The sequence below is a fragment of the Burkholderia sp. NFPP32 genome, assembly GCF_900119325.1.
Classification (GTDB): domain Bacteria; phylum Pseudomonadota; class Gammaproteobacteria; order Burkholderiales; family Burkholderiaceae; genus Burkholderia; species Burkholderia pyrrocinia_C.
Map to the genome: position 1 here is coordinate 96,597 of NZ_FPJP01000001.1, position 22,629 is coordinate 119,225.

Annotated in this window: 18 protein-coding genes and 1 tRNA gene; 5 read left to right on the top strand and 14 right to left on the bottom strand. The window is 61.9% G+C overall.

The genetic code is table 11. From position 1 onward, the window contains the following. Window positions 1–206: 206 nt before the first annotated feature. Window positions 207–1,850: a trimethylamine N-oxide permease gene (locus BT264_RS00365; protein WP_072435837.1), complete on the top strand. Its 1,644-nt coding sequence runs from the start codon at window positions 207–209 to the stop codon at window positions 1,848–1,850. Between the two features lie 260 nt (window positions 1,851–2,110). Continuing rightward, on the top strand, window positions 2,111–2,329 hold the full coding sequence (locus BT264_RS00370; protein WP_072435838.1) for a hypothetical protein: 219 nt from the start codon (window positions 2,111–2,113) through the stop codon (window positions 2,327–2,329). Window positions 2,330–2,498: 169 nt separating this feature from the next. Here the strand turns inward: BT264_RS00370 and BT264_RS00375 are convergent, their stop codons facing one another. The 10 genes from BT264_RS00375 to BT264_RS00425 form a co-directional block, all read right to left on the bottom strand. After that, entirely contained in the window at window positions 2,499–2,759 is a 261-nt protein-coding gene (locus BT264_RS00375; RefSeq protein WP_072435839.1) for a pentapeptide MXKDX repeat protein, read from the bottom strand. Between the two features lie 120 nt (window positions 2,760–2,879). Next, the gene (locus BT264_RS00380) at window positions 2,880–3,656 is read right to left on the bottom strand and encodes a molybdopterin-dependent oxidoreductase (protein WP_072435840.1); all 777 of its coding nucleotides are present in this window, start codon (window positions 3,654–3,656) and stop codon (window positions 2,880–2,882) included. A gap of 10 nt (window positions 3,657–3,666) precedes the next feature. Further along, entirely contained in the window at window positions 3,667–4,305 is a 639-nt protein-coding gene (locus BT264_RS00385; protein WP_072435841.1) for a cytochrome b/b6 domain-containing protein, read from the bottom strand. Between the two features lie 71 nt (window positions 4,306–4,376). After that, a complete protein-coding gene (locus BT264_RS00390) occupies window positions 4,377–5,045 on the bottom strand; it encodes a MarC family protein (RefSeq protein WP_072435842.1) in 669 nt (222 codons plus the stop codon). 249 nt (window positions 5,046–5,294) lie between these two features. Continuing rightward, entirely contained in the window at window positions 5,295–6,533 is a 1,239-nt protein-coding gene (locus BT264_RS00395) for a dicarboxylate/amino acid:cation symporter (protein ID WP_072435843.1), read from the bottom strand. A 496-nt stretch (window positions 6,534–7,029) separates the two neighbouring features. Further along, on the bottom strand, window positions 7,030–8,286 hold the full coding sequence (locus BT264_RS00400) for a putative Na+/H+ antiporter (RefSeq protein ID WP_072467023.1): 1,257 nt from the start codon (window positions 8,284–8,286) through the stop codon (window positions 7,030–7,032). Between the two features lie 1,309 nt (window positions 8,287–9,595). Continuing rightward, window positions 9,596–10,240 (bottom strand): GAD-like domain-containing protein, encoded by a 645-nt coding sequence (locus tag BT264_RS00410; protein WP_072435846.1) that lies wholly within the window; start codon window positions 10,238–10,240, stop codon window positions 9,596–9,598. Then, on the bottom strand, window positions 10,237–12,180 hold the full coding sequence (locus BT264_RS00415; protein WP_072435847.1) for a polymorphic toxin type 15 domain-containing protein: 1,944 nt from the start codon (window positions 12,178–12,180) through the stop codon (window positions 10,237–10,239). The genes BT264_RS00410 and BT264_RS00415 overlap by 4 nt, the downstream gene beginning before the upstream one ends. Further along, window positions 12,177–13,307: a DUF2169 family type VI secretion system accessory protein gene (locus BT264_RS00420; RefSeq protein WP_218173329.1), complete on the bottom strand. Its 1,131-nt coding sequence runs from the start codon at window positions 13,305–13,307 to the stop codon at window positions 12,177–12,179. Before BT264_RS00420 ends, BT264_RS00415 begins: the two co-directional genes overlap by 4 nt. Then, on the bottom strand, window positions 13,307–15,508 hold the full coding sequence (locus tag BT264_RS00425; protein WP_083533888.1) for a type VI secretion system Vgr family protein: 2,202 nt from the start codon (window positions 15,506–15,508) through the stop codon (window positions 13,307–13,309). Before BT264_RS00425 ends, BT264_RS00420 begins: the two co-directional genes overlap by 1 nt. Before the next feature lie 133 nt (window positions 15,509–15,641). Here BT264_RS00425 and tssF point away from each other — a divergent pair, with 133 nt between their 5' ends. Then, window positions 15,642–17,519, top strand: a complete 1,878-nt coding sequence (tssF, locus tag BT264_RS00430; RefSeq protein WP_072435849.1) for a type VI secretion system baseplate subunit TssF — start codon at window positions 15,642–15,644, stop codon at window positions 17,517–17,519. On the opposite strand, the gene BT264_RS00435 is transcribed toward tssF, so the two are convergent. The 4 genes from BT264_RS00435 to BT264_RS00450 form a co-directional block, all read right to left on the bottom strand. Beyond that, window positions 17,520–18,092 (bottom strand): hypothetical protein, encoded by a 573-nt coding sequence (locus BT264_RS00435; protein ID WP_072436409.1) that lies wholly within the window; start codon window positions 18,090–18,092, stop codon window positions 17,520–17,522. It abuts the gene before it with no gap. A gap of 21 nt (window positions 18,093–18,113) precedes the next feature. Further along, window positions 18,114–18,491 (bottom strand): DUF3592 domain-containing protein, encoded by a 378-nt coding sequence (locus tag BT264_RS00440; protein WP_072435850.1) that lies wholly within the window; start codon window positions 18,489–18,491, stop codon window positions 18,114–18,116. A gap of 563 nt (window positions 18,492–19,054) precedes the next feature. Next, window positions 19,055–19,131 (bottom strand) — tRNA-Arg (locus BT264_RS00445). A gap of 175 nt (window positions 19,132–19,306) precedes the next feature. Next, a complete protein-coding gene (locus tag BT264_RS00450; RefSeq protein WP_021157259.1) occupies window positions 19,307–20,137 on the bottom strand; it encodes an undecaprenyl-diphosphate phosphatase in 831 nt (276 codons plus the stop codon). 479 nt (window positions 20,138–20,616) lie between these two features. Between BT264_RS00450 and BT264_RS00455 the strand changes: the two genes are divergently transcribed. After that, window positions 20,617–21,528 (top strand): aldose epimerase family protein, encoded by a 912-nt coding sequence (locus tag BT264_RS00455; protein ID WP_072435851.1) that lies wholly within the window; start codon window positions 20,617–20,619, stop codon window positions 21,526–21,528. A 133-nt stretch (window positions 21,529–21,661) separates the two neighbouring features. Continuing rightward, a complete protein-coding gene (locus BT264_RS00460) occupies window positions 21,662–22,363 on the top strand; it encodes a peptidoglycan DD-metalloendopeptidase family protein (protein ID WP_072435852.1) in 702 nt (233 codons plus the stop codon). Window positions 22,364–22,629 lie beyond the last annotated feature (266 nt).

Genomic DNA, 22,629 nt, shown 5'->3' on the forward strand with positions numbered 1-22,629 from the left:
GAATCGAACGACAATCACCGAACGCTCGACTCGCGGCATTGTCGCGGAGCGACGGGCCGCGACGCAATCGGACCGGTCCGAGCACACCGCCATTTTCAGACTGGGCCGATTCATTTCGGCCATCCCCGCATTCGACAATGCTTCCACCCTGCCCGATCCGCTTGCCGGTCCCGCCGGCCGGGAAATCGACAACACAGGAAAAGCATATGAACGATGCAGGATCGCCAACCCGCCACACCGCCGACGCGCGGCACGATTCCGGCGGCCACACGCTGCAGCGCGGCCTGAGCTGGAAGGATGCGTTCTGGGTCACGAGCGGCGTGCCCGCCGGCGTGCTCTTCACGATCGGCGGCGTTTCCGCGACGATCGGCCACCCCGCATGGGCCATCTGGATCGCCGCGATCACGATGGGCTTGATCCAGAGCGCGACTTACGCGGAAATCTCCAGCCTGTTTCCGCACAAATCGGGCGGCGCGTCGGTGTACGGCGCGATCGGCTGGGTGCGCTACAGCAAGCTGATCGCGCCGGTTTCCGTGTGGTGCAACTGGCTCGCGTGGTCGCCGATGCTCGCGCTCGGCTGCGGCCTCGCGGCGAGCTACGCGCTCACGAGCCTGTTCCCGGCCGATGCGGCCGTGCTGACCTGGCAGCTCAAGCTGGCCGACCTGAGCTTCATCAAGCCCGGCCTGTCGCTGCGGATCAACGCGATCTTCGTCATCGCGGCGATTCTGTTGCTGATCACGTTCAAGCTTCAGCACAGCGGCGCATCGAAGGCCGCGAAGACGCAACGCATTCTCGGTATCGCGTCGCTCACACCGCTCTTGATCGTCGGCATCGTGCCGTTCGTCACCGGCGACGTGCCGATGTCGAACCTGCTCCCGCTGCTGCCGCTCGGCCATGACGCGCAAGGCAACCTCACGGCCGCGACCTTCGGCGCGTGGAACGGGCAAGGCGTGACGATGGCGCTCGGCGCGATGTTCATGGCCGGCTGGGCGTCGTATGGCTTCGAAACCGCGGTGTGCTACACGCGTGAATTCCGCGACCCGCGCCGCGACACAGCGAAGGCGATCTTCTGGTCGGGCGCGCTGTGCCTCGTCGTGATGACGCTCGTGCCGATGGCGTTCCAGGGTGCGCTCGGCACGCAGGCGATGCTCGATCCGTCGATTCGCGACGGCACGGGCGTCGCCGCGGCCATGGCGAAGATCGTCGGCGGCGGCGCGTGGGTGGCGAACGCGGTCGTCGTGATGCTGATGCTGTCGATCCTGTTGATCGTGATGACGTCGATGATGGGTTCGTCGCGCACGCTGTACCAGGCATCGGTCGACGGCTGGCTGCCGAAATACCTGTCGCACGTAAACGAACACGGCGCGCCGACGCGCGCGATGTGGACCGATCTCGGCTTCAACCTCGTGCTGCTGATGATGTCGGACTACATGACGGTGCTGTCGATCTCGAACGTCTGCTACATGCTGTTCGTTTTCCTGAATTTGCAGTCGGGCTGGATCCACCGGATGGATCGCGGCAACTGGGATCGGCCGTTCCGCTGCCCGACGTGGCTGCTCGTCGCGGGCGCTGTCTGCGGCTATGCGAACCTCGTGTATGCCGGTGCGGGCGCCGATCTGCAAGGCGACGGCACGCTGCGCAACGGGCTGATCGCGATGTTGCTGATCGTGCCGGTATTCGCCTATCGCCACTACTGGCAGGATCGCGGCCGCTTCCCCGCGCAGATGCAGCACGACATGGAGCTCGACGTGCCCAAGCGCGGCATGTGGCTGAATCTTGCGCCGTATGCGGCGCTGATCGGCGCGGTGCTGACGGTTGCAGGTTCTTATTATTTTGCGTGGGGCCGTTGAGCATGCATTGCCGGCCGTTGGTCCGGCGGTATTGAAGTCGCGTCGGCGTGCGTCGATGTCCGGCCCCGGGTGCGTCCGACACATCCGGGGCCGGGCGTCGACGATACGAGGCCCAGGAGCGGACGTTCGATGGTGGCCGGTGGGCGCGGCCACGTCACGATTCAGATGCTGATCGTGCTGCACACGCTAAAAAAACGCTGCCAGATGCGAGCATCGAGCGTCCGCCCCCGGATCTTGCCGCCGCACAAGCGGGAACGACCATGACACACATTCGCGAACCGTTGCCGGACGGCGAATACCGGGCAACCTGCAAGGAACGCAACGATCTCGCCGCGGCGCTCAACGGCCATGCCGCGGTGTATCCGCGTGCACGGATGACGGTCGATCGCGGCACGGCGATTTTTCATCGGGATGGCGAAATACTGTGGACTTGCGACGTGACCTATGCAGCCGCACACTTCAGGATCGATCGGGGGTGAGCGGCTGCGCGGTAGGCCAGGCGATTGGCGGCCCGTCGCCGGGTCGGCCGGGACGACTCCGCGAGACAAAAAAAAGCAGAGAGCGATTCGCTCTCTGCCCAGGTAGAACAACTCGATTGCTCATGCAGATGCGCAGCGCAGTTGCTCGCGGCCGCACTTCCGGACGCCATTACTTCGACATTGCATCCTTCGACATCGTGCCCTTCGACATCGAGTCCTTCGACATCGCGTCCTTCGACATCGCGCCCTTCGACATCGTATCCTTCGACATCCCGTCCTTCGACATGTGACCTTCCTTGCTCATGCCGCTCTTGGCCATGTGACCCTTCGCCATGCCGTCCTTTGCCATCCCGTCTACCGTCTGGGCGAAAGCGACAGCGGCGCTCGACATAAGGGCGAGATACAGTGCTGCAGTACCAATCTTCTTCATGAAACCCACTCCGTTGATGAAATAAATGACACTAGGGGAACAAGCCGGCAACGCCGGCATTTTTCGGCCGCGTCCGACGCATGAAGCTGCCCGACGCAAGCCAAATTCGAGTCGGGTGCGTCAGGATCCGCCGAACCAGTTGTATCCTCGGTCGACCCAATAGCCGCCGGGATAGGTGTTGGTCACGAAGATCTCCATGATGTGCTTGGGATTCTTGTAACCCAGCTTGGTCGGCATCCTGAGCTTCATCGGGAAACCGTACTTCGCGGGCAAACGTGCTCCGTCGTATTCGAACGCAAGCAGCGTTTGCGGATGCAGCGCCGTCGGCATGTCGATGCTTTCGTAGTAGTCGTCCGCACACTTGAACCCGACGTACTTCGCCGTCGTGTCCGCGCCGGCGCGGCGCAGGAAATCGCCGAACGGCGTGCCGCCCCAGCGCCCTATCGCACTCCACCCTTCAACGCAGATATGCCGGGTGATCTGTTCGGCGCGAGGCAGCGCGTAAAGCTCCGTCAGGGTCCAGCTTCGCCGGCCGGTCACGAGCCCGCTCAATTGCAGCCGATAATCCGACGCGTCGACGTCAGGTACGTCGTCGATGCCGTAGAACGCATTGAACGGAAACGGCCGGGTGATTTGCGCTTCGGTATAAGTCGGCGCAAGACGATTCGGATCGAACAGCATCGCTTGCGCCCGGTCGTTCAGGCGCGAGACGGCGTTCAGGAACGTATCGACCGATTCGTCGTCGGTCAGCGAGCAGCCGGTCAACATCGTCAGGCCGCCCAGCGTCAGCAATCGCTTGCCGAACAGGCGACGCGACGGCAGCGCCAGCTCGCGGCGCGCATCGATCAGGATCGAGGCGCGATCGAGTGTCAGGCGTTTTCCATTTTCGTTACTCATATCGAATTCCTTATCGACCGCGCAGCATCGCGATCAAAGAACGCGGGACCAGCACGACCATCGCCACGTGCACGACGACGAAGGCCGCCATCAGGCTCATCGCGACGAAGTGCACGACGCGAGCGGAGTCGTATCCGCCCATCAGTTCTCTCAGAAGCGGGAACTGCACGGATTTCCAGATCACGAGCCCCGACAGCAACAGCACGACGAGATCGCAGACGATGAACAGATACGCGAACTTCTGAACGGCGTTGTAATGATGCGGATCGTCGTGCGAGAGCTTGCCGATCAGTGCCTTGGAGAGATCCCGCAGGATCGCGCGCGGCGTCACCGGCAGGAATTTCCGGAAGCCGCGTCCGCTTGCCAGATTGATCACCAGATAGGCGAGCCCGTTGAACGCGAAGAGCCACATCGCGGCGAAATGCCATTGCAGTGCGCCGCCAAGCCATCCGCCCAGCGTGATGCCCGCGGGAAACGTGATTCCGTCGAAGAGCGGCGACGCGTTGTAGATGCGCCATCCCGAAAGCATCATCGTCACCGCGGCGATCGCGTTGAGCCAGTGCGTGACGCGCAACCAGATCGGATGGATCGTGCCGCCGCGTCGCACGGGCGTGCTCGTCGAACGTGAATCGAAGTCGGTTCCAGTCATGGAATCTCTCAAACGAATGCGTTACCCGGATTGAAGAAGAACCCGTATCCATCGACCGGGCCGGTTTGCCGCTACTGCCCCCGCCCCGCCAGCGGCAACAGGAACTCTGACAAGCCCGTCAACATGATCTGTACGCCCACGCACAACAGCAGGAACGCCGACACGCGCATCGCGACCTTCGTGCCCTCCGCGCCGAGATAATGCGCAAGCGTGGTCGCCCGGCTATACACCTGCCAGATCACGAGCGACACGAGCGCCGCCACGGCGACCGACACGACGCCGGAAACCAGATAGTCGCCGACGCCGTGCGCGCGGTTCGCATGCAGCGCGATGCCGGCCGCGATCGAACCGGGGCCGATCGTCAGCGGCACGGCGAGCGGAAAGAACGCGCGCGCCATCAGGCTCTTCAGGTCGCCGCCCGGCGCGGCCGCGTCGCTGCCCGGCACGTCGGGCCCGTTCAGCATGTGCCATCCCGCGACGGCCACCGCGAAGCCGCCGCCGATCCGCAGCGCTTCCATCGAGATCCCGAAGAAGTTCAATGCGGGTGCGCCCGCGAAGAAAATCACCAGCAGCGTGAAGAAGATGTTCGTCGCGACTTTCTTGGCGAGCAGCGCGCGCTCCGCATCGGTGATCGACTGCGTGCGTTCGAGAAACACGAACGCCATGCCGATCGGATTGATGATCCCCACCAGGCCAGTAAAGCCGAACAGGATTTCAGGTATCAGGCGGTCAAACGACATCGAGGTCGATGCTCCATCATCGAAGTGATTCATCGCACGACATTGCGACCGCGACGAGAAACGCGAGCGGTCGGCGAATCGGCAGGCATGCCCGGTAAGCAAGCGCTTCCGGCGGCGAGGAAATTGTGGATCGGCCGCCCGACGGCGTGAATCGGCCTGGTCTGAATCTGCGACCCGGTCGCGAAGAAACGCGGCGCCCCGGATACGCCACGCTGGGCGTGGCTCGTCCCGTGCGACGGTTATGTGCGGTTACGTCCGGTTGTACTGCTCGATATCGAGCCCGCCTTCCGACCTCGCGACCAGCACGGCAGCCACGGTATCGCCCGTCACGTTCGCGGCCGTGCATGCCATGTCGATCAGCCGGTCGACCGCCGCGATCACGGCGATCACCTCGATCGGTAGTCCGACCGATGCCAGCACGAGGCTCATCACGACGATCGCCGCGCCAGGCACGCCTGCCGCGCCGATCGATGCGAGCGTCGTCGTCGCGACGACCATCGCCATCTGCCCCGTCGACAATTCGATTCCGTAAGCATTGCTCGCGAAAATCGCGACCGTGCCGAGATAGACCGCGAGGCCCGCCATGTTGATCGTCGAGCCGAGCGGCAGCACGAAGCTCGCGATGCGGCTGTCGACGCCGAGCCGCGTCCGGCAGGTCTCGAGATTGAGCGGCAGCGTCGCGGCGCTGCTGGCCGACGAGTACGCGAACAGTTTCACCGGCAACATCTTGCGCAGGAACGGCCACGGCTTGAGCCCGCGCAGCACCAGCAACAGACTGCTGAACACGATCATCACGACCAGCAGCACGACATAGTTGACCGCGACCAGCGAGCCGAGATGACCCAGCGCGGAGAAACCGTGGTCGGCCGTCACGTAGGCGATCAGCCCGAACACGCCGACCGGCGCGAACTTCAGCACCATGCCGACGAGCCGGAATACGACTGCCGACAGGCTGTCGAAGAACGCGCGCACCGGCGCGCCGCGCTCGCCAGACAGGTTGATCGCGAGCCCGAAGAAAACCGCGAACACGATCGTCGGCAGCAGCGCGCCATCGGCGAATGCCTTGAACGGGTTGGACGGAATCGCGGCCATCAGCGCGTCCTTCAGCGAAGCGGTCGTGCCGAGCTGCGCGGCGTCGATGCCGACCGGCAGGCTGAAGCCCTTGCCGACCCCGGCCAGCGTCGCCGCGGCCATCGCGAGCATGGCGGCGGACGCCATCAGCACCGCGTAGACCGCGATCGATTTCCACGCGATCCGACGCATCGCGGCGAGATCCGACAACGACGTGATGCCGCATACGAGCGACACGAACACGACCGGAATCACGCACATCCGGATCAACGAGATGAAAATGTCGCCGAGCGGTTGCAGCAGCGCGGCGGGCTCGCCGACGAAATGACCGACGGCGGCGCCGAGCAGCATCGCCAACAGGATCTGCTGCCACATCGCGACGCGCGGCAGCGCCGACGGGGTACGCATCTTGTTCATGGAGTCTCCTTCTTGCAGGGCGCCGGCGGTTCGTGCGAGTCGCTCACGAAGCTGCGGCGCCGGGTTGATCGTTCGATTCATTGTCCGGTCCGGCGAGCAATCAGGCAGTAGGACCAGGCCTATTCTTGTGATCGATCGGCTGCGAAAATCGCGACAAGGATGGGAAGGCAAGCAGAAGCGACCGGTGGTCGTCGCAATGGAACGTCGGCCATGAACGTCGAACGCGCAAGCACGAATGCCCTGTGCTCGCATCTGGCAGCGTCTGTTTTCCGAACATCAGCCGATATGGAATCGGTCTGCGACCGCGCCCACCGGCCGCCACAGGACATTCGCGCTTGCACGTTCGCTCGACCCGGCGAAAAAACGGACCGCCCGAAACCGGGCAGCCCAACCAGATCACCGCATCGGCGGCACTCCCTCCGCCGATGAAGCCATTGTTGCGTAGCGAGCCGATGAAGTGAATCGGCCTGGTCCTATATCCGGCCGGTGCCGTCGGTCAGAGCAGCAGCAGCGCCGCCGTCGCGACGATCGTCGGCCCGATCGCCGCGGCCAGCAGGCCCGGCACGCTGACCGATTCGTCCGTGAAGCCGCGGCGCACGATCGCCAGCCCGGCCGGGTTCGGCGCATTGGCGATCACGGTCAACCCGCCGCCCGCGACGGCGCCCGCCACCAGCATGTACTTCGCCGCGTCGGGCATGCCGGCGATCAGCGAGCCGAGATAGGTGATCGCCGCGTTGTCCATCACGGCCGTCAAGCCGAGCGCGCCGGCATAGAGCGCGTACGCGTCCATCGACGCGACGATCGGCTGCAGCCACCACTGCTGCAGGCCGCCGAGCACGACGAGCCCGCCGAGGAAGAACGCGACGAGCAGGCTCTCGCGCAGCATCAGCGGCGACTGGTAGCGCTCGTACGCGGCCGTGAAGCCGAGGAAGAACAGCAGCAGGCCGATGAACACGACCGGATGATGCGCGCCGAGCACGACGCCGACCAGGAAGCCGACGTGGATCAGCGTGACGCCCGCCGGCACGCGCTCGCCCGTCGCGCCCGACGCCGCTGCCGGCGCGCCGGCCAGCGCGCCGCGCATCAGCGCGATCAGCACCGTCGCGTTGACAAGCACCGCGACTGCGGCCTTCCAGCCGAACTGCGTGGCCATGAACGTGCTGTCCCAGCCCCACGCGGTCGCCACCATCAGCACCGGCGGCGCCGCGTACGCGGTCAGCGTGCCGCCGATCGACACGTTGACGAACAGCACGCCGAGCGACAGGTACTTCCAGCGCTCCGCGACCGGCGCGCAGAACAGCCGGTCGCGCAGGATCAGCGCGGCGAGCGTCATTGCGGCCGGCTCGGTGATGAACGAGCCGAGCAGCGGAATCAGCGTCAGCGACAGCCACACCACGGCGACGTTCGTATCGACCGGCAGCACGCGCGCGATCCGCTGCACGATTCCGGTGACGGCATCGAGGATCGGCTTGCTCGCCGCGATCACCATGATCGTGAAGACGAACAGCGGCTCGGTGAATTCGCGCGATTCCGCGTAGTCGAGCGCGAGCTTCGGGCCTGCCAGCACCGTCATCGCGATCAGCAGCACGAGCGCCCAGAAGCCGAACACGACCTCGACCTCGCCGAGGAAATGGAACAGGCCCGCATGGCGCGGATGACGATGTGCGAGCACTTCGAAGCGCTTCGCGAGGAAGGTGTGCAGCAGCGCGAAACCGAAGATGATCGCGCCGGCAAGTTCGACGGTGTGAGGCATGGCGGAGTCCTGGATGGTCCGGCATGCGGCTGCGCCGGGAGGTCAATGATGAGGTGCGAACGGGCGGGCGCAATGGCCGGCCGTTCGTCGACACACCAAGGGTAGCGTGCGCGTCGCCGTCACTAAATCGGACCAGTCCGATTCCGCCGGGCCTCCCTAATACGTCCTGCGCCCTGCACCTTTTACCGCGCAACGACAGATCCCTGGAAAAAATCTACAGAAAATCGATGCTCTCGAAAGTTGATAGGGCTGCTTATCTTCAACGATAATCGGCGATGTCCGGGGGGCTCGTCACCACTCTCCCGGATACGGGCTGTAGTCCGCGGCCATGCAGCTTCTCCCCTTAACGTCACTTCCTTTCACGACCATGAAAAATATGGCGTAATGGAATCTTCTTTGTTGTGCTAACCGCTTCGACATCTACGCTGACGGGCTGTGTTTCTCCGGAAGAAGTGGTCGCGGCGGATCGGCGGACGTGTAGCGGCTACGGCTTCGCACCTGGTACGGATGCATTCGCCAACTGCATGATGCAGGCGGATATACGACGCCAGGATCAGAACGCTGCCTGGCAACGCGAACAACAAAGACGCCGGGATCGGAAGCAAGAGAATCGATAGTCAAGTTCAATGTCCCGCGGCAACGAGGACTGTGATTCGGCGGGTGTGTCGATTTCGTTTGGCGGGATTTTCGGCGGCGCGTCTTGAAGCACTGCTCCGGTCATTGGCGTCCTGGCAGGAAGTCCTGGGCCGGCTGTTTGCCACCGGGCTTGCGAGGGTTGTGGGTGTCATGCATCGGTCTGGACGCGGGTCGTAGCACTACCGACGGCGATCTGCGCTTGCTCCGAGCCTCTGCAGCCCGCCGACTGCGCGGCGATTTCCTTCAGTTGTATCTCGGTTACGATGACGGCGCGTTGAGTGCAGGAAAGTGTTCAACGCGATTCGGGTGTCGCTTGCGGCGGCAGGACGACGGTCAAGTTACCCACGAAACCACTTCGAGCCAGATGTCGTTGTTGTAGACGGCAGCCGATCAGCCCCCTATGCAGCTCGTCCTTCGCATCGAGAAGGCCACGCGGCAAATGTTCATCGTTTGGCCAGCCTCTCGAACTCGTCGAATTCGCCAAAGAAGTCCCGCCGCCCCGGAAGTGGGGCGACAGCCAACGAGCCGCTCGCGCGGCCGGCTGGCGCTCGGGGGCGGGCTCTTACTGCACGAGGTCGAAAATTGGCGGACAGTGGGCGCCAGCGGACCAAGGAGAAGCTCGTCACTCAGCACGAAGCCTGCCGCGGTTGTGCCCTTCAACCTGGCATCGGCGTCAGGTCGAAATATTGAGGAACGGGATTTTGGGCGGTGCAAGTTGCCGCAGAATCGTCAAGTGAACATCGAGATTCACTTTTTTCAGATGATCGAGATTCATCTGACCGCCGGCAACCAGCGCCGGCTCAAAGCCATACATTTCATCCGGCCCAAGTTTACCGAGCTCACCGAGTGCTCGGCCAAACAACGGCACCTTCGCTTCATCCTTCAGATCACACTCGTTTCGCGTCTTCGAGCCGAAGAAAGTCTGGACCCTGAAGTCAGGGTTTTTCAGCGGTCCTTTTAGATCGCGCTCCAGTGCGATAAGAGAATGCGTCGGGCATGAGACCGTAAGGCTGGGCCCTGTTTTCTCGCCCCATGCGTATAGCTTGCCGAACGCTGTTCGGGCAATGACATGGTAGCTGTCGACCTCTTCAAAGATCGTGTCCTCCAGCCACATATCAAGAACGTCTTCGTATTCTTCCGGATTCACTATCCAGAACAACCCGTCAGCATAGCTGCTCCAACCCTCTTCTGCCCAATATTTCAGCAGCTGAGCGGGTAACTTCTTCTCAAACTTTTCAAAGCTCGCTTGAGGCACCTCCACTCTGCTGGTTGCCTCCCCAAAACTTTCAATGAACAGTTCGAAATCTTCGTCTCTCATCTCATTCCCTTCCCGCGACAAGGTTCGAGCTTGACATTCATCAAGGCGTCACCTTTATCGCTCGAAATTGCATCCCTCGCCCCTCCTTCCATCGTCGAGAGGCGATCGCCTTGATTCCAACTTCCGCCGATAGAGGAATTTACGCTTAAGCTTCCCATGCGAGTCGGGTCTGGATGCGCCCAGCCACCTGCAACCATATCAGGCTCATGCAGTGCAGCAAGCTTGCTAGCGATCGTACCGGCCCGCTCGGTCGCCGTACTCATCGCCTCCTTCGCACCCATACCGGAGCTTCTCAAGCTGTCGTAGATGCTGCCCCTGACGTGCTCGACAAAATCACTCCGGGTTGCCTCTTGCATCGCATCGGCCAACGGATTTCGACCAACCGCTTTATATGCGTCCCGAGCCGCCTGAAACTCATTTGCGGTCAAGCTATTGATGGCGTCCTGCTGGCCGCGCAACTGCTTGGCATATTCTCGCAGATATTGCCGTTGTTCGGCCGGCGACAGCTTCTTGAAGCCCGCTTTGTCGTACGGATGGAAACAAGGCACCTTCTTCTCGGGCAACCGCTCTTTCGGTTTAACGTGTACGCCAGGCTCATTCTCTGGCACCCGCGGAGTCTCCACCTCTGGCGCTTTCGTCACCTGCCCTGCCCGCTCAGCTTCGGCGGCCTTCTCAGCCTTCAAAGCGTCCTCGGCCTTGATCGCCTTTCCCGCGTCGCCTAACTCGCCCAACTTCGCCAACTTCGACAGCTTCGTAGTCGCCAGCGGCAGGGTTGCAACTTCCGCGAGGCCCCGTGTAACAGATTCGGTGTACTGCCCTTTGCTCCAGGGGTCCGTCACCGGCTTGACGATCGCCTTGCCGATATTGAGGGCCGTATTGCCTACCGTGCCAGGCGTAATGTTTCCCACGCGGATATTCTCAGCGAGTATCTTCGCATCTAGTATTGCTGCCTCTCTACCCGCAGGGGTGACGATCGTCTGCGTCAATCCGGCCGCCCCCTTCCCAATCGAATAAGCGAGGTTACCGACGCCCATTACTGCATCTTTGCCGAACCCGAGCAAACCGCGTCCGACCTGTGCACCCTGATCCGTATAGGAGCCGGGCGTCCCTTTGATCTCACCGATCCAACCATCCAAGGTCTTATTTGCGCCGTCAAAGTCGACGACTTTGTCAGCCTCATCGACATTGATCAATCGATCGTTCAAAGCGGCGCGTTGGCGCTCGAGATCTTGAAGCCTCGCACTCGTCCGTTGGCCAGGCGGCGCATCTGGATTCAGCACATCGTCCGCAAACGATTGTGTGAATTTGTTGACTGTCTCGATAGTGCCAGTCGTCCCACCTACGCCTTCTGCATTGCAATTGATCAGGCAATCGCTTCCGTTGCGTGCGACCGGGAGTCCATTGACCTTGACGTTGCTCTGCCCGGAAAGAATCTTGACGTACCCGCTCCCGCCAGACGTTTGAGACACAACACCCTGTCCCGCATCTGCCTTGACTCCTTGGTGTGTGTCTCCTACGCGGTAAACCGGCTTCCCCTGAGCTTTGACGTTCGGAGAGGCCACCTGTTTATTGTTGATCACCGCGAACGTCTCAAAGCCGACAATTTGGTTGCCGACGCGGCAAAAGTCCGGCTGGGTGCAGAACGCCTTCCAGTCGCTTTCGTTGGCAATGTGTTGCGAACTACCAGAACGCGATTCATCAGCCGTCTTCTTTGGCAACGTCCCGGGCTTGTAATGCCCAGTTTCGTAGCGACGGACCACTTCCTTGGATGCCCAGTCGTAGGCGTCTCGAGACTGCGAGCCAGGTGGCCCAGGATCATTCCAAAGCGCATCCGCATTTGCAAGCGCACTCTTAGCCTGCTCGAGACTGTCGATCTGGAAGTGTTCGCGAAAGGCATCCGCGGCGTCGCCAGTAATTTCGATCTGGAGCGGCTCGCTCATGCTAAGTCCTCCGCAAGCTCGCCTTCGGGACGCCGCGCAAGGGGCTGATCCGTTGCACCGATTACGATCGATCGGACAGGATTAAAGCGATCAAAGCAGCAACGCCAAACAAGCGAAAGTCGTCGCTTATCAAGATCGATACTCACGGTCTCGATACGGGGGAAAGCGACGTCGCTGCTGCCATCGGCGTAGGATGCAACGGCGATTACCCTCCAGCCAGGAAGACGCGACTCAAAGCGACTGTCGGGTAAGAGATTTGTTAGGCGAAGCGGTTCGTCGCCCCGCAGGTGCGTTGGAAGCGTAAAAGCAGGTGCCGCGACTTGATAGTACGCGGCGTCAAAATCGTCTGGGACGGCAGGACAGCGCTTCGTGAGCCAATCATCATCGAGGGTGCCTTGCCGGTGGACCCGCGGCGCCCACCATGGAGCGATTGGCCCAAGTCCGAAAGCCGGCGACTGCTGAAATGGCGAACGTATGGGTGTAGCAGGATCTTCGATTTGTGGCGCCGGCAGGTCCCGCACCCCAGCAACCGCCGCCGCCATGACTTTTCGCTCTTCGGGCGGCAGTAGATCCAAAGCGCCGTCGTCGGGAAGCCACCCGCAACCCACCGGATTGTCGGGCTTGTGGATCCTTGCAAACGCGTCGGATTGAGCGAGCGGAATCGCGTATCCGCCGCCGAACGCACACTCAAAAGTTAGGGGCACCTCGGTTACCGGTGTGGCGTCGGTCAGACGCCACCCGAGCCAGCGCTTGATGAAGCGTCGCGGGCCGAACAGTTGGACCGAAACTTCGCAATCGCCTATCTGAATCCCCGAGATCCAGCTCTGAGTCGCCTGGGCATCGGGTGCGTGCGCGTGACCAGTTACGCATACGTCCGTCTGCGGTTTGTACAGCACTCGATCGCCCGGCTGGATCAGCATTGCCCTCACCGGGTCGTCCCCGCGGGGTTCATCGTACTGGTCGCCATCAACTACCGGCTCTTGCTGAGGAGCGCGGGTGGGAGTCACGCCATTCCCGCCGAGATCGAATGTGCCGCGTACAACGAGGACATCGAAGGTGTGACCACTATCGCCAACCTTCGGGAACCAAGCATGCGGCAGACCAGAATGGTTCTCGACCGCAGCCATCATTCGCCACCATCAACACTGGCGTCCGGCGCCGGGGTAGGTGATGGCGCAGATTGGGCCGACCCGCTATTCAGGTGGACGTCCCGCGGTGCGTCGGCTCGTATCGTCTGATTGGCTGTTAGATGGATGTCTTTCGCGCTCAGATAGATCGCATCCGACGTCAAGACAATACGCGAGTCCCCAACCACCAGTTCGATCTTGTCGCCGGCATGAAGCGTCAACGTTTTGCCGACGTCGACCCGCTTGTTCATACCGACTTGTTCGAACTGGGCCAACCCGACAGACGTGTTCATGGCCCCGCCTACGGTGACTTGGTAACCTGCACCGATGGTGAGCGCCTTTGCAAGCCCGATCGTTTCGGCAGCAGCGAGAAAGACGGTTTCCGCTTTCGCTCCATGGATCGTGATTGTTTCGTTTCCACCGACGGTTTCTTGTCGGTTCTCCCCGATAGAGATCGTTTCGTTCTGATCAACCCGCTCGGTTCTGTTTTGGTGGATCGTTATCGCCTCGTTGCCGTCCACCGTCTCGGTACGGTTCCGATGGACCTGCGTCGTCTCATCTCGATCGATAGTTTTGGTGCGATCGTTGCCGACCCAATGCGATTCATCGTGCTCGACCTCGATGCGCTGATCCTTCTCGGCGTGCAGCCACACTTCTTCGGCACCCTTCTTGTCCTCGAAGCGGATTGCGTTGGCCGTGTTCACGTTCCCGGTCTTGGTCGAGCGTGTGAGAATTCCGCTCTGAGTCGCGTTCGCCGGCAAACCCCACGGCGGCATGTTTGCCGAGTTGTAAACGCTCGAGATGATCAGGGGTCGATCTGGATTCCCGTCGAGGAAAATTACGACCACCTCGTTACCTATCCGCGGAATCTGAATCATCCCGAACCCGCTGGCGGCCCACGGTTGCCCGACGCGCACCCAACATGAACTCCCCTGATCGCGTTTGCCCAGACGATCCCAGTGGAACTGCACCTTCACGCGGCCCAGACTGTCCGTGTAGATCTCCTCGCCCTCAGGGCCAACGACGACCGCCGTTTGCGGGCCGATGATCGACGGCTGCTCGATCGTGAACGCTGGACGATAGGGAATCTTCTTCCGGATGCAGGTGAAACTGCACTGGTAGGTCGCTGCGCCCTCGCCGGCCTGATAGTTGTTCGTGCCGTTATGCGTAACAGTCGTCAACAAAAACTGCCGGTCTTCGGGTTTGGCGTTGCTATGGTCGTAGTGATCATCGAGTTCGAAATAGTGGCAAGGCGACAACCGGCGGCTCGTGCTTGTCCCGATGAAGATCTTGCTATGCGCGGCAAGCGCCTGCGTCCGGAAACGCGTCAAGGCCTCGCCGCGATCGCTGTCTGGAAAGCCATGCTCTCCGAGGTAGTCGTAGACTTCGTACGACGGCACCTCGCCCTGGTTGACTTCCGTGCCCCCGGACACAAACCGGCGCGCGTGCGGCACCTTGTAGTCGAAGGTCTTCAGACCGACGTTGGTGGACTCGAGCTGACGGCTCGCCTGAAATGACGTAATCACCGCCAGATTGTCGAGCGCCTCGCCCTTCGTGTACTGCAGGACCGGACTTCGGCCGCTGATCGGCTTCGCGGCGATCGAGTTGTCCGTGATGATGAGCTTGTGGTTGTCCTTCGCGTGTTCGAAGAAGAAAAGCAGCCCGTCTTCCTGCATCAGCCGCTCGACGAATTCCAGATCCGTCTCCCGATACTGCGTACAGTAGCTGCGATTCTTTGTCGCCTTCGACAACCTGAATTCGAACGATGCGATCTTTCCGTATTCGCGAAACACCTTCGAAAGGATCGCTTCGGTATTCTCTTCCTGAAAAATCCGAATGTCGCGGCTGCGCGAAAGCATCCAGAGCCATGGCACGATGGTCGCGCTATAGACCGTGAAGCTGCCGTCGTGGTCGAGGTGCGTGAAGTTGGCCACGTACCCGTGGAAATATCGTTCCTCCGAGCTCGCCAACGCATCGGTGAGCTGTAACGTAATCGTCACAGGCTGGCCGATCAGCTTTTTCAGTTCGATATTCGAATCTTGAGAAGCGAGTCGAACGTGGAACTCGAAATTTTGAGATAAACCTTCGGTACCGTGAAAATCGACCAGCACCAGATCAGACCGCCCTTTCATTGGCGTCTGGATGGTGAACAAGCGATTGCTCTGCAGCCCAAAAAAGCCTGGAATATCTGACAGTTGCATGGCGCCCTCGGAACCCCGCATCGGAACGGCAGGATATTATTCGTCGTGGGATTTTAAACTGCCTGCCCCGGGAAGGATCAAGTTTTGCGTTTCTTGTACCTTGAATATGGGGACGGAGCCGCACGGAAGGTGAATGGATAATCTTCTGCCCCATTACGAATACGAGATCGGTCTGCTGTTGCGTGGCGTTGCCGAATTTGCCCGACGCTATCCGAAGATTGGCGCCCGATTAGGCATTGCCAACGGCCAAGGCGATCTGCACGTCGACCGAATGATCCAGACGTTCGCGCTACTCGCCGCCCGTGTCGACGCAAAGCTCGAGGACACCTACCCCGAGTTCACCGAATCGCTACTCGAAATGCTGTACCCGCAATACCTGCGCACCGTGCCCGCCTGCGCAATTGCCCAGTTCGATCCGACCAACCTGTTCGGTCAACTTACGGTGCCCTTCACGATGCAGCGCGGTACGTTGCTCGATGCGAATGCGGCACCGTGCCGGTTTCAAACCACCTACGATGTCACGCTGGCGCCGCTACGGATTCACTCCGCACGTTTTGCCCCGGCCACGATGGTGCCCGCGGCTGTCCGCCTGCCGGCCAACGTTTCCGCCATCCTTTCGATCACGTTCGAAAGCGCAACGCCTACCGAGACGTTCGATGGCGCGATCCCGTCTGGCGCGGTTCGTATTCACTTGGCGGGTGACCGCGCCCGCGTCGCCGCGCTTGCCGACGCGCTTCAGTTGCGTGCCAGCGCGGCGTTTGTCGAGGTCGATCAAAGGGGCCGGTGGGCGGCATTATCAAAAATCCCGATCGAATCCGTTGGCTTCGGCGAGAACGAACGGCTGTTGCCGAAAGAATCGACCAGCACGTCGGACGCATTCCAAACCCTGATCGAGTCCTTCGCGTTCCCCGAGAAGTTCGATTTCGTCGACATTGACCTGGGGCGAATGCGCCGCGCTTCGCGTGCGCCGGACGCGCGACGGATTACGTTGCACCTTGCCATTCGCGACGTGCCAACGGGATCGGCTGCCGCTCAGGCACTGCACGACCTGGACGTCACGTCGTTCAAACTGTTTTGCACGCCAGTCGTCAATCTGTTCAAGCGAGACGCCACGCCCATCCAACTGACGACCACCGATCGGGTGCACCCCGTGACGCCCGAGCCGCTGGAGACCGGCACGCCGCTCGACGTGTACTCGATCGATGCCGTTCATCTGGGTGATCGGACGCAGTCCGAACTCGAAAAGGGAGCGCCTTCCTCCGCTGCGGCTTCACGCACGACCGTGCTGCCGTACCGCGCGTTCAGCCATGGCCGGAAACCTGATCCTGTAATTGCTTACTGGACTGCGTTCCGGGATCCGGATGCAGCGGCAGGCAATGCACGTGCCCCGCTGCTGCTGTCGCTCGTCGGGCTGGAAGGTAACACCGCCCGGGTAAAGCACCCGCAAATTGACGTCGACGTCACGGCCACCAATGGAGAACTACCTTCGCGGCTACCGATCGGCGCGCCGGACAGCGACCTCGTTCATGAAGGCGCCGCGCTGGCTTGCCCCATTCGGTTGCTCACGCGGCCGACTCTGCCGAGCGCGCTTCCGCGTGGGCACGATGCGTTGTGGCGAGTCGTGGCGGGCATGTCGTTGCATCCGTTCGATCTGACGCAGACTGGCCTGAAGGCATTCAAGGATTTCTTGCGGCTGCACGCACCGCGCGCGAGCATCGTCGCTCAACGCAGCATCGACGCGATCGCCGGGCTGGACTACCAACCTGCGAGGAAGTGGATGTCGCTCGACGGTCAGTTCCCGTCGTTCGTGCGTGGTGTCGAGATCATCGTGTCGCTCGATGAAAGCATGTTGCGCGATGTCACGTTGCACCTGTTCGCACGAATGCTGGATCTGCTTTTCGCCCCATACGCACCGACGAACAGCTATGTACAGCTCATCATCCGTTCGTCGCAAACGGGATACGAACTGCACCGCTGCCCGGCGCAATCCGGAACGCGGCCGCTGATCTAGTCAATGCAGATAGCCGACCAGGATGCCGGCACCGGCGCCCGCTTGCAGGCCAACCGTCGTGCCGCCCATCAGCAAAATCGCGGGGGCGTGCGCAATCGCGATCTCGGCCAGCCACGTCATCGCCGGATTCGACAGGCCAAGGGCGAGCTGCGCCGAATTGACCCCCAGGATCATCGCCGAGCCAGCCTTGCCGTAGCCGATGCCTACGCCGCCGTCGAGGTACACCGTAGCGCCCTGGAAATCGCTCTTGGTCAACTCGGTGCCACTAAACGCAGGCGCCATGTAGATGAGCCCCGCACTGTCGAACGATTTGAGAGAGCCGGCCCCTCCGACCTCGTGCCCGGCGATCTTGGGTATCTTGATCTCCGGCAGGGAAAATCTCGGGAGCTTGATCTTCGGGAGGCGAAGGCCGAAACCGATACCCACACCTACGCCGCCGTAGTAAAAATCGGTCTCATTTCCACCGGGGTCAGCAAGAACGATTGTCCCGCCCGACGCGACGACGAATTCAATGCTGACGCCACCCGTCGCACCCGTCTTATAGCTCCAGTTGCTTGGTCTCAGAATTGACACGGCCAATCCTCTCAGAGATTGTTATTTTTTTGACGGAAGATTCATCGCTGCGAAGAAGATGAATCCGATGCCGAAAATCGTGGCCATCAACGTCCAGTTCCACACGGCGCCGAACCGATCAATCGTGGCTGTGCGGGCGGGCGCCTCTGGCTGATACAGGACGGTGACCTTGTCACCTACCTTGGTACCAAAGATCATCCCGCCTTGCGGATAAGACACGCGTTCGCCTGTTTTCGTCACGAACTCGATCTGCGGGTGGCTGCCACCGGCGTTGAGGCTGACCACCTCGCCAGGCACGGCGACCGCAGTCTGCAGGAACTCGCGCGTCGACCATCCGATGTAAGCCGCGATCACGAGAAAAACGACCCCGATCGCAATGCCTGCAATTGCCTTGAACATGAGCCCTCTCGATTTCTGTTATTCGACATGCGGCACCCCTTCAGTTGCGGGTCTGTGCGCGATTTTAGCGCATTGCCGCACACCGGCCGCCGAGGCGCTAGACGGACGGTTACCGATTTCGGATCGCGTTTAGCCGGTCCGCTACGTCCGCGCTTCGACCGTCATTTCCGGGCAGTTTCGTGCCGCCGTTTCCGACGCGTCTTGTCTGTCGTCGTGATGCTGCTGGCACTGAAAGCAGGTACAGCTCAAGATAAAAGAGAACTCACTTGCCAAATGGCTACAAGAAACGGCTCAGGTCACGACTTCGACGCGGTTGCGCGCGAACTAGGCGTGACTCATATCGTCTGGTTGCCGGATAACGGCCGCCGTGACCTCGCCAAAAATTCTGAGTGGTTACTAGGTTCTGTATCGAGACGCGATCCTGAAATCCACCGAGCGCGGCGCGTGCATTTCAAAACTTGTGTACGACATGGTCCTCGCCCCGAATTAATGAAATCAGGTTACATAGAACTCCAGTACGGAGTCGCGCGTCGAGGCAGGCAACCGCAGAAGCTTGATCAGACTGGCCCGCCCTACACGATTCGAACGTGTGACCTACGGCTTAGAAGGCCGTTGCTCTATCCAACTGAGCTAAGGGCGGTCGGGGAGAAAAGACACGGCCCGACGCGGACCGCATTCGGCACGAGGCGTTGAGTAACGGCAACAGCGCAACAGCACCACCCAACGCCCCGAAACAAAACGGGCCCGGCATGAAACCGAGCCCGAAATTATACCCGATCATCGCGTCACATCACGCGAAACCGGCCATCGCGGCATCAAACCGGCTGCGGATGCAGCATGAACCAGCCGAGACAGAACACACCGGCGATCACGCAATACACGCCGAACGAAGCCAGCCGGCCGCGCCCTTCGAAATAGCGCATCAGGAACCGAACGCTCAGGTACGCGGCGATCGCCGTCAGCACGCCGCCGAGCAGCGCATCGGCGAGCTGGTCGCGCGCATGGAACAGCTTCGGCAGTTCGAGCACACCCGCCGCGAAGATGATCGGCGTGCCGAGCAGGAACGAGAACTCCGCCGCCTTCTCGGCCGTCAACCCGGCGGCATTGCCGGCGATCATCGTCAGCCCGCTGCGCGAGAAGCCCGGAATCAGCGCGCCGATCTGCGCGAGGCCCACGAAGAACGCCTGCTTGAACGTCATCTTCTCGGGCGCCTGATGCGCGCGGCTGCGCTGGATGCGATCGCCGAGCCACAGCAGCACGCCATTCACGATCAGCGCGATCGCGACGATCCGCAGGTCGTGAAACACGCGTTCGATGCGCTTCTCGAGGAGCAGCCCGACGATGCCGGTCGGGATCGTCCCGATGATCAGCGCCCACATCAGGTGCCCGTCGTCGTTCTTGCGGCCGCCGAGCTGCGCGAAGAAGCCGCCGATCAGCGCGATCCAGCGCGCACGGAAGTACCACAGCAGCGCCAGCGCGGTGCCGAGATGAAGCGCGACGAGGAACGGCAGCAGTTGCGGCGCGTGCTTGTCGATATGCATGCCGAACAGCGCCGGCACGAGCAGCGTATGGCCAAGGCTGCTGACGGGGAAGAGTTCGGTGACGCCCTGCAGGACGCTCAGGAATACCAGAAACCAGAGACTCACGCGTCGGTCCTTTTAGTGGAGATTAAGCGGGAAGAAAGACGGACGACGCAATGCGCGTCCGAAAAAACGCGCCCCGATTATGCCGAGCCAGGATTACTGCGCCAAGGCATTTGGCCGGATATTGCGGCAATGCACACAAACGCTTGCAATTTGTAAGCGCACAGAAAGCAAAAAGCCCGCCATTTGCATGGCGGGCCTTTCGACTTCGGCAGGAATTGCCGTCAGCGGCCGAGCTGATAGAAAAATAATACCGTGCTGCCGGTGAACATGCCGAACAGTGCGAGTCCCATTGCCATTGCCAGATCCATGGCCCCCTCCACGAAGTGTCATGACCCGGCAACATCACCGGTTTAGAGGCATTATCCAGACCGTTGGCAGTGTTAAAAACTCGCAATTTCCCGAGAAGGGTTTTCCCCGACCCGCCGCGGCCCGATAATGGAGCGCGCCGTGTCCCGTCCACCCGCCCAACCCGATTCGCCATGCCGATCTTCCAGCAACACGACATTCACGAACTTCACGCCGGCCCGTCGCTCGTCCGGGTCGCCCCGCAATTCGGCGGCCGCCTGCTGTCATGGCACGTCGACGGCGAACCGGTCATCTTCTGGCCGGAAACGGCCGACTGGAGCAACCTCGCGCGCGTACGCGGCGGCAATCCGCTGCTGTTCCCGTTCCTCGGCCGCCACCGCGTCGACGGCGAACTCGGGCGCTGGCGCGATGCCGCCGGCGTGGTCCGCGACTTGCCGATGCACGGCTTCGCGCGCGACCTGCCGTTCGCCGCGCACCCGTCGGCCGACGGCGCCGCCTTGTCGATGACGCTCGACGCGAACGACACGCTGCGCGCGAGCTACCCGTTCGATTTCCGGTTCGAAACGACCTACCTGCTGGCCGACGCGCATACGCTCGAAGTCGCGCTCACGACGACCAATCGCGGCGATACGCCGCTGCCCTACTACGCGGGCCACCACTTCTATTTCGCGTTGCCGCACGGCGAACGTGCCGACACGACACTCGAGCTACCGCCGACTCGCATCTGCCAGCAACGCGCAGACGGCTCGATCAGCCCGCTCGAACCCGGTGAAGCACGCTACAGCCTCGACAATCCGAACATCCTCGATCGCTTCCACTGCCTCGACGGCGAGCCGTCCGCGCCGGCGCGCATCGTGATGCCGGGCCGCCGCCGCACGATCGAGATCGCGCTCGACGTGCCGGGCTCGATCCCGTGGTACGCGGTCACGACCTGGACCGAAAAGCCGGATTCGGACTTCTACTGCGTCGAGCCGTGGCTCGGCCTGCCGGATGCGATCCACAACGGCCTCGGGCTGCGCATGCTCGCACCCGGCGCGACCGAAACGGCCACGCTGCGAATTCGCGTGATCCCGCTCGCAGGCTGACAACGGGCGCGCCGAAACGGCGCGCGATGACCTCGACCAAGGCCCCAAACTGCGGTGCGCAGGTCGAACCCGTTAAAATCGGACGTTTTGTATTGCCTGCCGCGTCGTGCGCGGCAGGGTCTTGCGAGGTTCAATGTTCGGAACAACAACGAAGCGACTCTTCGCAGCCGCCTGCGCCGCCCTGCTCGTCGCGTGCGGCTCCGCGCCTGTCGGCCCCGGGTTCTACCGCGTCGAGCGCGGCGATACGCTCTACAAGATCGCGCGCGACAACCGCACGTCGGTACCAAACATCGTGCGCTGGAACCAGATGGCGAACCCCGACGCGATCGAAGTCGGCCAGGTGCTGCGCGTCGCGCCGCCGCCCGGCACGACGACGGCATCGACGCCGTCGACCACCGGCACCGGCAGCGCGGGCCGCGCCCGCCCCGCGCCTTCGGCGCCGGTCGAATCGGCCGTCAAGCCGGCCACGAGCATTTCGCTGGTCTGGCCGGCAGCCGGCAATGTGGTCCGCACGTTCGACGGCTCGAAATCCAAGGGTATCGATATCGCGAACTCGCCGGGAACGCCGGTGGTCGCGGCCTCGCCGGGCGTCGTGGTCTATGCGGGTAACGGGCTGCGCGGCTACGGCAACCTGATCATCCTGAAGCACAACGCCGACTACCTCACCGCATACGCGCACAACCGCGCGCTGCTGGTGAAGGAAGGCCAGTCGGTCACGCAGGGGCAGTCGATCGCGGAGATGGGCAACAGCGACAGCGATCGCGTCGCGCTGCATTTCGAATTGCGCTACGGCGGCCGCTCGATCGATCCGTCACGCTACCTGCCCGCGCGCTGAGCGCGCGACAGCCGGCGCGCGATGCCGGTGTGCATCGCGTGCCGTCTCGGGCAAAATCGGGAAGGTTGAATCAGCGCTTGCGCAGACGGCCGGTAAACCGGCCGGACAGCGGATCGACGTGGCGGGCAAACGCCACCAGCACGCCGATTCCGATCAGGCTGAACCCCGCAGCAATCAGAAGCAAATCCATGGTCCTATCACTGTTGTGTCGTGATCTTATGCGTCATTGTGGAATCGTGCACTGAGCCGTGGCCATTGGACGAGTC

Bases quoted from the DNA above. Each gene is read 5' to 3' on its own strand.
- BT264_RS00420 (WP_218173329.1), bottom strand. From the start codon at position 13,307: ATGGCTGCGGTCGAGAACCATTCTGGTCTGCCGCATGCTTGGTTCCCG.
- BT264_RS00410 (WP_072435846.1), bottom strand. From the start codon at position 10,240: ATGAGAGACGAAGATTTCGAACTGTTCATTGAAAGTTTTGGGGAGGCA.
- BT264_RS00400 (WP_072467023.1), bottom strand. From the start codon at position 8,286: ATGCCTCACACCGTCGAACTTGCCGGCGCGATCATCTTCGGTTTCGCG.
- BT264_RS00375 (WP_072435839.1), bottom strand. From the start codon at position 2,759: ATGAAGAAGATTGGTACTGCAGCACTGTATCTCGCCCTTATGTCGAGC.
- BT264_RS00380 (WP_072435840.1), bottom strand. From the start codon at position 3,656: ATGAGTAACGAAAATGGAAAACGCCTGACACTCGATCGCGCCTCGATC.
- BT264_RS00370 (WP_072435838.1), top strand. From the start codon at position 2,111: ATGACACACATTCGCGAACCGTTGCCGGACGGCGAATACCGGGCAACC.
- BT264_RS00390 (WP_072435842.1), bottom strand. From the start codon at position 5,045: ATGTCGTTTGACCGCCTGATACCTGAAATCCTGTTCGGCTTTACTGGC.
- BT264_RS00425 (WP_083533888.1), bottom strand. From the start codon at position 15,508: ATGCAACTGTCAGATATTCCAGGCTTTTTTGGGCTGCAGAGCAATCGC.
- BT264_RS00460 (WP_072435852.1), top strand. From the start codon at position 21,662: ATGTTCGGAACAACAACGAAGCGACTCTTCGCAGCCGCCTGCGCCGCC.
- BT264_RS00440 (WP_072435850.1), bottom strand. From the start codon at position 18,491: ATGTTCAAGGCAATTGCAGGCATTGCGATCGGGGTCGTTTTTCTCGTG.
- tssF (WP_072435849.1), top strand. From the start codon at position 15,642: ATGGATAATCTTCTGCCCCATTACGAATACGAGATCGGTCTGCTGTTG.
- BT264_RS00385 (WP_072435841.1), bottom strand. From the start codon at position 4,305: ATGACTGGAACCGACTTCGATTCACGTTCGACGAGCACGCCCGTGCGA.
- BT264_RS00455 (WP_072435851.1), top strand. From the start codon at position 20,617: ATGCCGATCTTCCAGCAACACGACATTCACGAACTTCACGCCGGCCCG.
- BT264_RS00365 (WP_072435837.1), top strand. From the start codon at position 207: ATGAACGATGCAGGATCGCCAACCCGCCACACCGCCGACGCGCGGCAC.
- BT264_RS00415 (WP_072435847.1), bottom strand. From the start codon at position 12,180: ATGAGCGAGCCGCTCCAGATCGAAATTACTGGCGACGCCGCGGATGCC.
- BT264_RS00395 (WP_072435843.1), bottom strand. From the start codon at position 6,533: ATGAACAAGATGCGTACCCCGTCGGCGCTGCCGCGCGTCGCGATGTGG.